This window comes from Streptomyces sp. NPDC055103, assembly GCF_053607625.1.
Map to the genome: position 1 here is coordinate 50,918 of NZ_JBSGTX010000022.1, position 13,083 is coordinate 64,000.

Annotated in this window: 10 protein-coding genes; 5 read left to right on the forward strand and 5 right to left on the reverse strand. The window is 68.6% G+C overall.

Going from position 1 to position 13,083, the window contains the following annotated elements; genetic code table 11:
• On the reverse strand, nt 1-600 hold the full coding sequence (locus ACWFR1_RS16350) for a winged helix-turn-helix transcriptional regulator (protein ID WP_453551400.1): 600 nt from the start codon (nt 598-600) through the stop codon (nt 1-3).
• A gap of 90 nt (nt 601-690) precedes the next feature.
• Between ACWFR1_RS16350 and ACWFR1_RS16355 the strand changes: the two genes are divergently transcribed.
• Nucleotides 691-2,148, forward strand: coding sequence for an MFS transporter (locus tag ACWFR1_RS16355; RefSeq protein ID WP_453551402.1), 1,458 nt, complete (start codon nt 691-693; stop codon nt 2,146-2,148).
• 258 nt (nt 2,149-2,406) lie between these two features.
• On the opposite strand, the gene ACWFR1_RS16360 is transcribed toward ACWFR1_RS16355, so the two are convergent.
• The gene (locus ACWFR1_RS16360; RefSeq protein WP_453551404.1) at nt 2,407-3,255 is read right to left on the reverse strand and encodes a class E sortase; all 849 of its coding nucleotides are present in this window, start codon (nt 3,253-3,255) and stop codon (nt 2,407-2,409) included.
• A 63-nt stretch (nt 3,256-3,318) separates the two neighbouring features.
• Here ACWFR1_RS16360 and ACWFR1_RS16365 point away from each other — a divergent pair, with 63 nt between their 5' ends.
• Nucleotides 3,319-4,332, forward strand: coding sequence for an SEC-C metal-binding domain-containing protein (locus tag ACWFR1_RS16365; protein WP_453551406.1), 1,014 nt, complete (start codon nt 3,319-3,321; stop codon nt 4,330-4,332).
• A 71-nt stretch (nt 4,333-4,403) separates the two neighbouring features.
• Nucleotides 4,404-7,541 (forward strand): DUF3427 domain-containing protein, encoded by a 3,138-nt coding sequence (locus ACWFR1_RS16370; RefSeq protein ID WP_453551409.1) that lies wholly within the window; start codon nt 4,404-4,406, stop codon nt 7,539-7,541.
• A 25-nt stretch (nt 7,542-7,566) separates the two neighbouring features.
• Here the strand turns inward: ACWFR1_RS16370 and ACWFR1_RS16375 are convergent, their stop codons facing one another.
• Nucleotides 7,567-8,355, reverse strand: a complete 789-nt coding sequence (locus tag ACWFR1_RS16375; protein ID WP_453551411.1) for a hypothetical protein — start codon at nt 8,353-8,355, stop codon at nt 7,567-7,569.
• A 198-nt stretch (nt 8,356-8,553) separates the two neighbouring features.
• Here ACWFR1_RS16375 and ACWFR1_RS16380 point away from each other — a divergent pair, with 198 nt between their 5' ends.
• Nucleotides 8,554-10,320 carry a DUF262 domain-containing protein gene (locus ACWFR1_RS16380; RefSeq protein WP_453551414.1) on the forward strand — a complete coding sequence of 589 codons (1,767 nt, stop codon included), beginning with the start codon at nt 8,554-8,556 and terminating at the stop codon, nt 10,318-10,320.
• A 62-nt stretch (nt 10,321-10,382) separates the two neighbouring features.
• On the forward strand, nt 10,383-10,685 hold the full coding sequence (locus tag ACWFR1_RS16385; RefSeq protein WP_453551415.1) for a hypothetical protein: 303 nt from the start codon (nt 10,383-10,385) through the stop codon (nt 10,683-10,685).
• Nucleotides 10,686-10,760: 75 nt separating this feature from the next.
• Here the strand turns inward: ACWFR1_RS16385 and ACWFR1_RS16390 are convergent, their stop codons facing one another.
• Together ACWFR1_RS16390 and ACWFR1_RS16395 are read right to left on the reverse strand one after the other, a co-directional pair.
• Nucleotides 10,761-12,029, reverse strand: a complete 1,269-nt coding sequence (locus ACWFR1_RS16390; RefSeq protein WP_453551418.1) for a DUF445 domain-containing protein — start codon at nt 12,027-12,029, stop codon at nt 10,761-10,763.
• A gap of 22 nt (nt 12,030-12,051) precedes the next feature.
• Nucleotides 12,052-13,080 (reverse strand): ABC transporter ATP-binding protein, encoded by a 1,029-nt coding sequence (locus tag ACWFR1_RS16395; RefSeq protein WP_453551419.1) that lies wholly within the window; start codon nt 13,078-13,080, stop codon nt 12,052-12,054.
• Between the last annotated feature and the right edge of the window lie 3 nt (nt 13,081-13,083).

Sequence of the window (13,083 nt, forward strand, 5' to 3'; positions counted from 1 at the left end):
TCAGGAGTTCCCGGCCGCAGAGACGATGTTCCCGGCCTCGGGGACGACGTTCCCGAGACCGGGGACGACGTTCCCGGCCTCGGGGAACAGCGGGACGAGCAGACGGCGAGGCCGCAGCAGGGCACGGCTGACCGGATCTCCCGGGTCCGGGTCGAGCCCGGCGCCGGGCCGGCTCTCGACGTCGGCGGGCGGCACGGGGACGCGGCAGGCGGGGCATTCGCCGTACGGGCCGAGCTCGGTGCCGCAGTCGGCGTGGTGGAAGTGGCGCACCGGTACGGCTCCGGGGACCTCGGCCCGCCCCCAGGCGCCGAGCGAGCGCAGGACGGGCCAGAGCGCGAGGCCACGCTCGGTGAGCACGTACTCGTCGCGCGGGGGCGACTGCCGGTAGCACCGCCGGTCGAGGACGCCGGCCTCGACGAGGGCCTGGAGCCGGGCGGCGAGGACGGCGCGGGGGGCACCGAGGTGGACGAGGAAGTCGTTGTAGCGGCGGACGCCGTAGAAGGCGTCGCGGACGACGAGGAGGGTCCAGCGCTCACCGACGACCTCAAGGGCGCGGGCGATGGAGCACTGCTGGTGGGCGTAGTCCTTGCCGAGAGCCATGGGACCCATCGTACCCAACCAGGGTTCATTGAATGAACTTAGCTGCTAGCTTAGGTTCGTTCACTGAACCTAAGGGTGGAGGTCCCTGCCGTGCCCCAGTCAGCCACCGCCTCCGGAGCTCCTCCGCACGCCCGACCGGCCCGCCCCGCCGCCACGCTCGCGGTCACCGGCGCCGCCACGGCCGTCGCGCTGATGAACTACACGGCCCCGATGCTCACCCTCCCCGACACGGCCGCCGCCTTCGGGACCCCGGACTCGGCGCGGGCGTGGCTGCTCAACGGCACCCCGCTCGGCCTGGCCGTCCTCCTCCTGATCGCCGGCAGCCTCGCCGACGCGCACGGACGGCGCCGGGTCTTCCTCCTCGGCACCCTCGCCCTGGGCGTCTCCACCGGCCTCGGCGCGTTCGCGGGCTCCACGCTCACCTTCACCCTGGCCCGGATCGCGCAGGGCGCGGCGAGCGCGGCGGTCCTCGCGGGCAGTCTGGGCCTGCTGGCCGACGCGTACCCCTCGGGCCGCGACCGGATCAGGGCGACCGGCGTCTGGGGAGCGTCGGTGAGCGGCGGCATCGCGCTCGGCCCGCTGCTCGCGGGCGCGCTGAGCCTGGTGGACTGGCGCCTGGCGTACGCGGTGCTCGGGCTCGGCGCCCTGGTGATCGCGGCGGCGGGCGCCCGTACGCTCGCGCCCGACACGGCGAAGGGGGCACGGCGGACCCGTCCCGACATCCCCGGCGCCCTGGTGCTCGGACTGTCCCTGGCAGCGCTGCTGACCGCGCTCACGCTCGGCCGGGACGGTTGGCTCCGGGCCCCGGTGGGGCTCCTGCTCCTGGCCGCGGCCGTGCTCACGGCGCTCTTCGTGGCGGTCGAGCAGCGGAGCCGTACGCCCATGGTCGACCTGGCGCTCCTGCGCCGGCCGGCGTTCCTGGCGTCGACGCTCGGGGCGCTGTTCACGGGCCTGGCGGTGATCGGCCTGTTCAGCGTGGTGCCCGCGCTGCTCCAGAGCGGGGCGGGGATGTCGCCGCTGGGGGCGGCCTGGCTGTTCGTGCTCTGGTCGGGCACCGCGTTCGTGGTGGCCCTCCAGGCGCGCCGCCTGGCGGGCCGGTTGTCTGCCGCGTACCAGCTGACGTGGGGTTTCGCCCTGTCGGCGGCGGGAGTCCTGACCCTCGTCGGAGGCCTGGAAGGCCCCTGGCCCCGCCTCCTCCCCGGCCTCCTCGTGGCGGGTGCGGGCAGCGGCCTGCTGAACGCGGCGCTGCCGCGGCTCGCCGTCGACTCCGTACCGCCGGAGCGCGCGGCGATGGGTTCGGGGGCCAACAACACCGCCCGCTACATCGGTTCCGCGGCGGGCGTGGCCCTGACGCTCGCGCTGACGACGACGGGCCCGGACACGGCACTCCTGGTCTCGGCGGGCCTGGCCCTGACCGGCGGAGCGATCACGCTGGCACTGGGCCGCCGCCCGGAACGACGCCCCGGCGCCACGCGCACCGCCGAACGGCCGGAACGACGCCCCGACACCGCGCCCACGCCCGTGCCGGCGCCGGCACGGCCGGAATGACGCCCGGCACCCCCACGCTCACCACCGAACTCGCCGAACTCACCGCACTCATCACCGCACTCACCGCACTCACGGGCGAGTCGACCGGCCCGACGGCCGCACGGGTGAACTCCTCCAGGGCGAGGACGTCCTCGTCGGCCCGCTCGTCATCGGTGTCCGGCCCCCCGAGGAGGCTGACGGAGACGGCCACGGCGAGATTCACGACGAGGGCGAGCAGCCCCGCGTTGACGCAGTGGGGCCTGCGTCTGATCAGCCGGTTCACCCGGTCGAGACTAGCTTCGCCCAGACGACGAGCCGGTAGGCGCTGCTGAACTCGGGGGTGCAGGTGGTGAGGGTGAGGTAGGACCCGGGGCTGGAGTAGCCGTAGGACGGCTTGACGAGGGAGCGGGGAACGGCCCGGACGACGCCGACGTCACGGGGCGCGGTCTGCGGCAGCACCTGGTCGACGCGGTAGGTGTAGGTCCGCTCCCGGGTCCGCACGGTGATGCGGTCTCCCTCGCGGAGCCGGTTGATGTACCGGAAGGGCTCGCCGTGGGTGTTGCGATGCCCGGCGAGGGCGAAGTTCCCGGGGAGCCCGGGCCCGGCGGTGCCGGGGTAGTGCCCGACGTACCCCTTGTCGAGGACGGAACGCTTGGAGATGCCCTGGGCGACGGGGGCGGTGAGGCCGATCCGGGGGATACGGAGGACGGCGAAGGCGCGGGAGTCGGGGACGAGCGGGGTGCGGGGGGAGGACGACCCCCCGGCTCCCGGAGAGTCCCCACCCCCGACCCCCTCCACGGGCTCCGCGCCAGGATCCGCAGCCCCAGCCCCCTCACGCACGGCACCGTCCGCACCACCCACGACATCGCCATCCCCAGGGGCCACGTCGGTCACATCGCCCCCGGGGGCGGAGACCCCCCACTCCCGCTCGAGAACGGTCACCTGCTCGCGGGCCAGCGCGCGGGCCTCCTGGTTGGTCCACCAGAGCTGGTGCACGACGAGGAGGAGTACGAGAACCCCGCAGGTGACGACGGTCTCGGCACACACCCACAACACACGCGCGCCCGTACGCCGCCGCCCCCGCGTCTGGACGACGACCGGCACCCGCTGCCCCACCCTGTCCCGCACGCGGGGCACGATAAGCGCTGAGGCGCCAACTCTCCAGGCCCGTACAGCAGTACGGTGGAGGGCATGCGCCCCGACACGCCTGCCGCCCACATCACCGAAGCCGAGCGCCTGCTGCGCACAGCGGCGCAGTACCCGGGTGACCGGGAACCCCTGTACCTCCAGGCCGCGGCCCACCGGGAACTGGCGGGCGACCGCCCGGGGGCGACGGCCCTCTACGACACACTCCTCGACTCCTCCCCCGCGAACCCGCTCCTGATCAGGGCGCTGAAGGCGGCGAACCTCTGGGAGTACGGTCACGAGGCCGAGGCGCGGGCGATCATCGACGGCGTACGGCGCGCGAAGCCGGCGGACGCGGCGGCCTGGGAGATCACGGCGGAGACGCTGGAGGCGCACGACGAGCTGGAAGCGGCGGAGTCGACGCTCACAGAAGCGGCCGCACTCCTGGTCCCCACACCCGCCCCGGACGACCTCCCCCATCCCACCCAGTCCCTCATCACCACCCGCCACAGGATCCGCAGGATGCTGGCGCTCCCCCACGACGACTGGGACACCCTGGCGGACCGGCTCCACACGGGGGCCGTCCCCCTGGACGAGCTCCACGACCCGAAGCGCCTCTGGTCGCTGGGCTCCTCGGACCCGGCGGAACTCCAGGCGGAGATCGCCCGCCTCCGCTCGGAACTGGGCACGTACCGCACGGCCCTGTCCCGCCCGTTCCCGGTCGCGGTGCTGCACTGGCCGGAAGCGGAACTCGACGAGCTCCTGGCGGCGTACCCGGAACTGGAAGCCGAGTACCCCACGTACCGGGCGCACCTGACGGACATCGAGGCCTCCCTCCGCGAACTCTCCCAGGCGGGCACCCCGAACCTGGGCATCGTCCGAGCGACGGTCCCCTCCTACGAAGCCTTCGCAGCCTCGGAATCCACCTCCCCGTCAAACGCGGACCTCCTCCCCCAATACGCCACCACCTTGGCCGCCCGAGCCCGCGCCACCGCCTGGCCCCCGGCCCGCGACGCAGCTTGCTGGTGCGGCTCGAAGAGCACGTACGGGGAGTGCCACGGGGCTCCCGCGTCCCTGTAATCCTCCGCACCTCGGCGAAAGCTCCGTGACGGCTGATACCAATGGGGAGGTTGATCAGGGAGGGGAAGACGATGAGCGCGTTGTCCGAAGCCGGCGAGCCGATCTCGGGTCTCTATGAGCAGTTGATGACTCTGCGGCTCGAAGCACACCTCAAGACGCTCACGGATCGCGGCTGGCACGCCATCGAGGATGCCGTCGGCCCCGAGTCCTCCCCACGGGTTCTGGCACTGCACGTGTCCGACACCGTGCGTCGCATCCTCGCCGGACTGCCTGAGGCGGACCGCGTGCATGCGGCGAACCACATCCTCGAATCCATGAGCACCATCGAGGGCGCCCGCGAATGGGTCGACCTCATTGCCGAGGGTCCGCGCCAGCTCCTTGCGATCGCAGCACAGGAAGCCCAGGGCGTCTATCGCATACGCCCTGCGACCCCGCTCGCGGAAACAGCCCTCATCACCAACGCGCCGGAAGATCCCAGCCTGGGGTTCGAGCTGCGAGCGGAGCTCGCGACGGCTGACCGGGTGGACCTCCTCTGCGCCTTCGTGAAGTGGCACGGTCTCCGCGTCATCGAACAGTCGCTGGAGGCAGCCCATGCGCGGGGTGTTCCCATACGGGTCATCACGACCACGTACATCGGTGCAACGGAGCGACAGGCGCTCGACCGCCTCGTCCAGCGCTTCAACGCAGAGGTGAAGGTCAACTACGAGCTCCGCTCGACACGCTTGCATGCGAAGGCGTGGCTCTTCCGCCGGAACAGCGGCTACGACACCGCGTACGTCGGTAGCTCCAACCTCTCCAAGGCGGCGCTCCTCGACGGGCTGGAGTGGAACGTTCGCCTTTCGTCCGTCGCGACCCCGGACGTCATCCGTAAGTTCGAAGCGACCTTCGACGCCTACTGGAGTGACCCGTCCTTCGAGCCATACGACCCCCACCGCGACGCAGCCCGTCTCAGCGAGGCGCTCCAGATTGCGGGCCAGGGCAAGGGGGCAACGGCCGATCAGCGGATCACTCTGTCAGGCCTTGAGGTACGGCCGTACCCCCACCAGCGGGACATGCTGGAGCGGCTCCAGGTGGAGCGAGAGGTCCACGACCGTCACCGCAATCTCCTCGTGGCAGCGACCGGCACGGGCAAGACGGTCATGGCAGCCCTCGACTACAAGCGCCTCCGGCAACAGCACGGCCGCGACCTGCGGTTGCTGTTTGTCGCCCACCGACAGGAGATTCTGCGCCAGTCGCTGCGCACGTACCAGGACGTGCTCGTGGACGCGAACTTCGGCGAGGAGCTCCACAGCGGTACCGCACCTACGGAGTGGCGGCACGTCTTCGCGAGCGTGCAGTCTCTGAATCCGCAGCGGCTGGAGCAGCTATCTCCGGACCAGTTCGACGTCATCGTCATCGATGAGTTCCATCACGGTGTCTCCGCGACCTACCGGAAGATCATTGACCACTTCCGCCCGCTGGAGTTCCTGGGGCTCACAGCGACGCCGGAGCGCATGGACGGCCGCAACGTCCAGGACGAGTTCCTCGACGGCCGTGTCGCAGCCGAAATGCGGCTGTGGGAAGCGTTGGAGAACGACCTACTGAGCCCGTTCCACTACTTCGGGATCACCGACAACACCGACATGAGCGCGGTGACCTGGAAGCGCGGGGGCTACGACTCATCGGCTCTCAGCGAGCTCTTCACCGGCAATGACGCCCGGGCACGCCTCGTCCTTCAGGCCGTCCAGGACAAGGTGGCAAACCCGGGAGCCATGCGCGCGCTCGGCTTCTGCGTCTCCGTAGCCCACGCCATGTTCATGGCGGAGTTCTTCCGTCGCGCTGGCCTCAAGGCTGTCGCCCTCTCGGGTGAGACCCCCCGGGAGGAACGGAAGACCGCCCTCGCTGCCCTTCGCGCCGGCGACCTCCAAGTGATCTTCTCTGTTGACCTCTTCAACGAGGGTCTGGACATCCCGGACGTCGACACGCTCCTCATGTTGCGCCCGACGTCCAGCGCCACGGTCTTCCTCCAGCAGTTGGGCCGGGGCCTGCGTCGCACGGAGAACAAGGCAGTGCTCACCGTGCTGGACTTCATCGGGCAGCACCGGAAGGAGTTCCGTTTCGAAGAGCAGTTCCGCGCCCTGACGAACCTGACGCGCAACCGCCTGCTCGCGAGCATTGAGCACGACTTCCCCCAGCTTCCCTCTGGCTGCCAGATCATCCTTGAGTCCAAGGCCAAGGACCTGATCATCAACAACATCCGCAGCCAGATCAGCGTCAACGTCACGCAGCTCGCGCAGGAGGTGAGGCGCTACGGCACCCCCGACCTCGCGGACTACCTGCACGAGAGCGGTCGCGAACTGAAGGAGATCTACCGCGGCAACGGCAACTCCTGGACGGGGCTGCTCCGTCGCTCCGGGCTCCTGCCGAAGGGCGCTCCGGAGGGCGAGGAGTCGCTCCTCAAGCGCGTCTCGGCTTTCCACCACTCTGACGATCCTGAGCGGATCGCCGCCTACTCCAAGATCGTCGAGGACGACGCTCCTCGTTACAGCGAACTGAACGAGCGCGATCAAGCCTTCGCGCGCATGCTCTACTTCTCGCTCTGGCCGCTCAGCGGTTTCACCAGCTACGAAGAGGGCCTGGAGTCTCTCCGCCCGCAGCAGGACTTCCGGAACGAACTCCGTCAGGTACTGGCGCACGCACTGGACCGGCTCGACCACGTCCCGATCAGCCTGAGTGGATCGCTCGCCGGCCTCCCCTTGACCGTCCACGCCTCGTACAGCCGTGAGGAAATCCTCCCCGCCTTGGGTCAAGCGCACGTACACCAAGACCTCCCCGGCCACTTCCGGGAGGGCGTGAAGTGGTGCGAGAACATCACGACAGATGCTCTGTTCATCACCCTCGAGAAGGACGAGAAGGACTTCTCACCGCAGACTCGCTATCACGACTACGCCTTGAACGAGTTCCGCTTCCACTGGGAGTCCCAGAACCGGACCTCGGACACCTCAGCAACGGGACGCCGCTACCAGCGACACAAGGAAGAAGGATCCCACGTCCTCCTCTTCGTGCGCCGCTACAAGAAGACCGATATCGGCGGACCCCAGCCTTGGCTCCTCCTCGGCCCGGCCGAGTACGTGACGCACAAGGGCAGCAAGCCGATGGGGATCACTTGGCAGCTGCGCCATGAGATCCCCGCCGACGTGTGGACGTACTCAACGATCGCAGCAGGCTGACACGGCACCCTACGGGGTCGAGCGCCTATCCCGCCGACCCCGTCACGCTCTCGACGACCTGGGTGATCTCCTGGACTACTCCCGAGCCCGCATCAAGCGCCGTTTGTAGCTGCGTCGCGCCCGTGGCGAACAGGGCCGACGCCGCAACAAATGTCACGAACCCACGCCGCCATCTTCCGCCGTTCTGCGGGTCCTGACCGGTCAGCGCCGTGGATGCCTGCGCAATCGATCCGATGACCGAGGTGGCCTCACGGGAGATCCGAGCAGTGCCGAACAGGAAGGCATTGTCGATCAGCCACAGGAGATGCCGAATCTGCGCTGCGATCTCCTCTCGCAAGGAGGGCGCCAGCTCTCCGTCCGGCGTCTGCGCCAGGAGTTCGAGCCAAGATCCGCAACTATCCCTCAGAGTCTCCAGGTTCGACCCCACGGGAGCGGAACAGGTGCCCCCCAGTGCGCTCTGGAGGAGATCGGCCGCCGACGCCAGGTGGTCGAGTGTTTCCTGTGTCACCAACACGCGGGCCGGCCGCCCCGGGTCCGCCCAGTTGAGGTCCGGCTGGACAACGGCCGTCCACCACTGCGGAAAGTAGCGCGAATACCGATACTGCTGAGTCTCGGGAAGCGCATGAACCTGTTGGATGGTCTCCGCAAGAAGGCCCGCGACCTCGGCATGTCGACGAGCGAATTCAGACGAACCCCACTCCACGCCGAGGGCTTCAGCCCATCCGCTCCGGAAGTTTTGTGCCCCCGACTCCCACACCTGCACAAGAATATCGTGCAAACCATGGGCACTCGTCCTGGGAATCCGCGTCTCCATCCCCCACCCTCACAGCTTGGCCAGCAAGAAGAAACGAAGCTATCAGACCCCCGTGGCGCCAGCGGACGCTTCGATCTCACATAAGCCTATTCGGTATCAATCGGCATAAACTACGCACTTCTTGACGTAGTTGACTCAACCAGCAATGCCAGTGCCACCCACCGAGATAACCTCTGGCGAGACTCGGGAAGGAACAGCATGGCCATCATCAAGAACGCCGCCCGCCAGACGCTCGGCCAGCTCATCGGAGCCAATAACCCGCCGGTCGAGGTGCCGGACGACAGTCAGCGCCAATACGCGTGGGGAAAGCGCGAAGTGGACACGTACTGGGCCGACATTCAGAAGTTCATGCGGGCACGCCGGACAGGTAGCCAAGCTTCCTCCGAGTACTTCATCGGTCCCATCGTCACCATTACAGACGACAAGATCACCACCCGGGCTCTTCTCGATGGCCAGCAGCGGCTGACTACGTCCACCATCCTGATCGCAGCGATCAGAGACACACTTGGCACCATGGCCTCGACCGAGGCTCGCGTGATAGCGAACAACCTACAACGCGACTACATAGCGCGCCGCGACGGCCGCCACTCGGACCCTCAGTACTTCCTCACGCTTTCTCTCTTTGATCGAGATTTCTTCAAGGACTACATCCAAAGCTGGAACGAGGCCACGGGCAGACTCACTCTGACGGAACAGTCCACTCGCCCTTCGCACAAACTCATCCAGGACTCCTACCTGGCCTTCAAGGGGCACATCACCAACGCCTTGGAACACGTCCATTCCGAGGAGGAACGCCTCGATTGGCTGGACGAGCTGGCAGAGTGCCTCGTGAAGGGATTGGTATTCGTCGAGGTCCAGACCCCCACGTCGAGCGACGCCAACGAGGTCTTTGAAACCATCAACTCCCGAGGCAAAGACCTTTCGACCGTCGACCTTGTTCGCAATTTCCTCATGGAGAAGAGCCGAAACGACGAAGAGAAAGAGAGGGTGAACAACGCCTGGCGTTCCCTTCTCGACGGTTTCGAGCGACGCGAGGACATCGAAAAGTTCCTGCGACACTTCTGGGTTGCGCGACACGGCGACGTGCGCTCACACAGCCTGTACACAACCATTCGAAAAGAACTCACCAAGCGGTTCGATTCGGTGACTCCCCGCTACGAAGTGCGTACCTTTGCCGCGGAGCTCCAGAACGCCTCAGGTCGATACATCGAGCTGATCACATCCGGCACGGGGGTCGAATCGCTCGACAGCCTTCTGGACGAGGTGCGGAGCCTCAGCGCCGATGCGGCCTACCCGCTGCTTCTTGCCGTCTCCGAGAAGACCCCTTACGACGAGATGGTCCGAGTGACTCAGGCCCTCATCAGCTACTACGTCCGCTGGACGGTGGTGGGCCGGCGCGAGTCGACCCTGTTGGAAGAGAAGCTGTTCGACCTGGCCAAGCAGATGAGCTCCGGCCTCACCACCGAAGCAGCATTCGAGCAGATCATGCACTGGACTCCTGACGATGCGACCTTCCAGGCCGACTTTGCTCAAGCACCCATCCCGCGGAGCACGCAGGCCCGCTATCTCCTCACCGTCATCGAGCAGCATCTGAGGCGGATCGCCGACGTTGACGACGTCGTCGTGGCTGGTGCAACCGCTGTACACGTTGAGCACATCTACCCCCAGAGCCCCGCGCCGGAGTTTCGCCTCGACGAACACTCTGCATGGGTCAACCGGCTGGGCAATCAGACCCTCCTACACGGCCGAAAGAACCGCATCGCGTCCAACAAGGCATACCCGGAGAAGGTCAACGCCTACAGCTCCTCGTCCCTCCTCATCACGCAGGAGACCGGAATCGAGCGCCTCTGGGACTTCGAGTCCGGCGCCTGGCGCTCGCACGGCATCGAGGAGCGGCAGGCGGACCTCGCCAAGGTCGCGGTCGACGTGTGGCCGGTGGGCGCGCGCAGTGAAGGGGCTCACTGACATCACCCGCGTCAGGGCTCGTAGGCTCAATCCGTAGTCCGCACGCTCACGAAAGGCCCACCATGCCCCGCATCCCCTCCCCCGCCATAGCCGCCGTCGGGCTCGTCGGGGGTTATGCCGTTGCCCGGTGGACCAAGAAGCGGCCGCTCGGTGGGGTCGTGCTCGCCGTTGCCGGCGGGGTGGCCGCTCGGGAGTGGCAGCAGGTCGGTGGAGGGAAGGTGGCCGCCGGGCTCAGCACCGCCTATGTCGCCGCGTTCGCCGGGTCCCATCCGCTCGCGAAGAAGATCGGGGCCTGGCCCGCGGTGTTCTCCGTCGCCGGGGGGATGGCCGCCGCCTCCTGGGCCGTCACCCGCGGGAAGGGCTGACACCGCCCGCTTCGTCAGCCGACCAGAAGGCCTGACGCCCCCGCGGCCGGGGCTGACGCCGAAAGGCCAGGCCCCTCAGCCGCCCAGCGCGTGGCTGAACGTGTAGATCAGGAGGCCCGCCAGGGCGCCCACTACTGTGCCGTTGATGCGGATGAACTGGAGGTCGCGGCCGATGTTGGCCTCGATCTTCTTCGAGGTCTGGGTGGCGTCCCAGCCCGCGACCGTGTCCGTGATCAGCGACGTGATCTCGTACCGGTACGTCGTGACCACGTAGGCCGCCGCGTCCTCCGCCCAGCCGTCGACCTTCCGCTGGAGGCGGGCGTCCGTCGCCAGGCGGCTGCCCAGGGACATCAGCGAGGCGCGGGCGCGCAGGCGGAGTTCGCTGCGGTCGTCGTCCGCCGCCGCGATGATGAGGGTACGGATCGAGGACCAGGCCGAGGCGATGATGTCCTGGATCTCCGGGCGGGCCAGCAGGTCCGACTTCAGGCGCTCGACGCGGGCCCGCGTGTCCGTGTCGCCCTGGAGGTCCGCCGCGAAGTCCGTCAGGAAGCGGTCGATCGCGCCGCGCGCCGGGTGGGCCGGCATGTCCCGCATCTCCGTCACGAAGCGGAGCAGCTCCTTGTAGACGCGCTCGCCGATGCGCTTGTCGACGAAACGGGGGGTCCAGCCGGGCGCCCCGCCCTGCACCGCGTCCATCACCGACTCGCCGTGCGTGACCAGCCAGTCGTGGGCGCGGGTGCAGACGAGGTCCACCGCGCGGTGGTGCGCGCCGTCCGCGACGATCTTCTCCAGCGTCTTGCCTAGGCCCGGGGCGATCTCCGCCGCCTCCGCCCGGCGCGTGATCGCCTCGCCCACGACCGCCTGCACGTCCGAGTCACGCAGGACCGTCAGTGCCCCGCGCAGGGCCGTCGACGCCTCCGCCGTCACCCGGTCCGCGTGCGCCGGGTCCGCCAGCCACGCCCCCAGTCGGCCACCGATGCCGAAGGCCGCCAGTCTGCCCCGTACGACGTCCGCCGACAGGAAGTTCTCGCCCACGAAGGAGCCGAGCGACGCGCCCAGCTGGTCCTTCTTCGTCGGGATGATCGCGGTGTGGGGGATGGGGAGTCCCAGCGGGCGGCGGAAGAGGGCCGTCACCGCGAACCAGTCCGCCAGGGCGCCCACCATGCCCGCCTCGGCGGCCGCGGCCACATAGCCCGCCCAGGGGCCCGCCCCCGAGCTCCGCGCCCAGGTGGCCAGCGCGTAGATCACGGCGACCACCACCAACAGAGCCGTCGCCAGCGTCTTCATCCGCCGGACGCCTCTGCTCTTCTCCTCGTCAGCCGCCGTGTACGAGAAACTCACCATTGGACTCGACCTCCTACGTCCCTCACATCAGGGACTCCCGGCGCTCCTCGCGAGTTCCCCCGTACATCTTCGCGATCACCGTCTCGATGTCGGGTTCCCGCACCGAGAGGTCGATCAGGGGGTACGCGGCGGCGACAGCGGCGACCAGGGGCGCCGCCGAGGACGAGGCGGGGAAGGCCAGCCACTGGCGGGGGCCTTCGCTCCGTACGAAGCGGGCGCCCTCCACCTCGATGGGGGGCAGCTCCCGCTCCAGGTCCACCACCAGGAGCCGCTCGCTCTCGCCGACCGCGTGGAGCCCGGCGAGCTCCCCGTCGTACATCAGCTTCCCGTGGTCGATCACCATCACCCGCGAGCACAGCTGCTCGATGTCGGTCAGGTCGTGGGTGGTCAGGAGGACGGTGGTGCCGTTCGTCGTGTTCAGGTCCTTCAGGAACTCCCTCACCCTCGCCTTCGACACCACGTCCAGGCCGATCGTCGGCTCGTCCAGGTACAGCACCTCCGGGTCGTGGAGGAGGGCCGCCGCGATGTCGCCCCGCATCCGCTGCCCGAGCGAGAGCTGGCGGACGGGTACGTCGAGGAGGTCGCCGAGCTCCAGGAGCTCCACGCAGCGGTCGAGGTTCTCCCGGAAGCGGGCGTCCGGGATGCGGTACATGCGGTGCACCAGCCGGTACGAGTCCTTCAGCGGAAGGTCCCACCAGAGCGTCGTCCGCTGACCGAAGACCACTCCTATCCGTTGCGCCAGGCGTGTCCGCTCGCGATTGGGGCCTCCCCTGCTCGAGCGAAGCCGAGAGCTTGGGGAAGGGTCGATGCCCGCGACCCGCAGCCGGCCCCCGCTGGGCGTGAGGATGCCGGTCAGCATCTTGATCGTGGTCGACTTCCCCGCCCCGTTCGGGCCGATGTAGCCGACCATCTCGCCGCGCTCCACGCCGAAGCTGATCCCGTCGACCGCCCGGACCTCGTGTTTCGTCCGCCGCAGCAGGCCCGCTCTGCGGCGGACCGTGAAGACCTTCTCCAAGGAGTCGAGTTCGATGAAGGGTCTGGTGTCGGGCATGCG

Coding starts and splice junctions, on each gene's coding strand:
- ACWFR1_RS16375 (WP_453551411.1), bottom strand. CDS start 8,355: ATGGAGACGCGGATTCCCAGGACGAGTGCCCATGGTTTGCACGATATT.
- ACWFR1_RS16390 (WP_453551418.1), bottom strand. CDS start 12,029: ATGGTGAGTTTCTCGTACACGGCGGCTGACGAGGAGAAGAGCAGAGGC.
- ACWFR1_RS16385 (WP_453551415.1), top strand. CDS start 10,383: ATGCCCCGCATCCCCTCCCCCGCCATAGCCGCCGTCGGGCTCGTCGGG.
- ACWFR1_RS16380 (WP_453551414.1), top strand. CDS start 8,554: ATGGCCATCATCAAGAACGCCGCCCGCCAGACGCTCGGCCAGCTCATC.
- ACWFR1_RS16365 (WP_453551406.1), top strand. CDS start 3,319: ATGCGCCCCGACACGCCTGCCGCCCACATCACCGAAGCCGAGCGCCTG.
- ACWFR1_RS16370 (WP_453551409.1), top strand. CDS start 4,404: ATGAGCGCGTTGTCCGAAGCCGGCGAGCCGATCTCGGGTCTCTATGAG.
- ACWFR1_RS16395 (WP_453551419.1), bottom strand. CDS start 13,080: ATGCCCGACACCAGACCCTTCATCGAACTCGACTCCTTGGAGAAGGTC.
- ACWFR1_RS16350 (WP_453551400.1), bottom strand. CDS start 600: ATGGCTCTCGGCAAGGACTACGCCCACCAGCAGTGCTCCATCGCCCGC.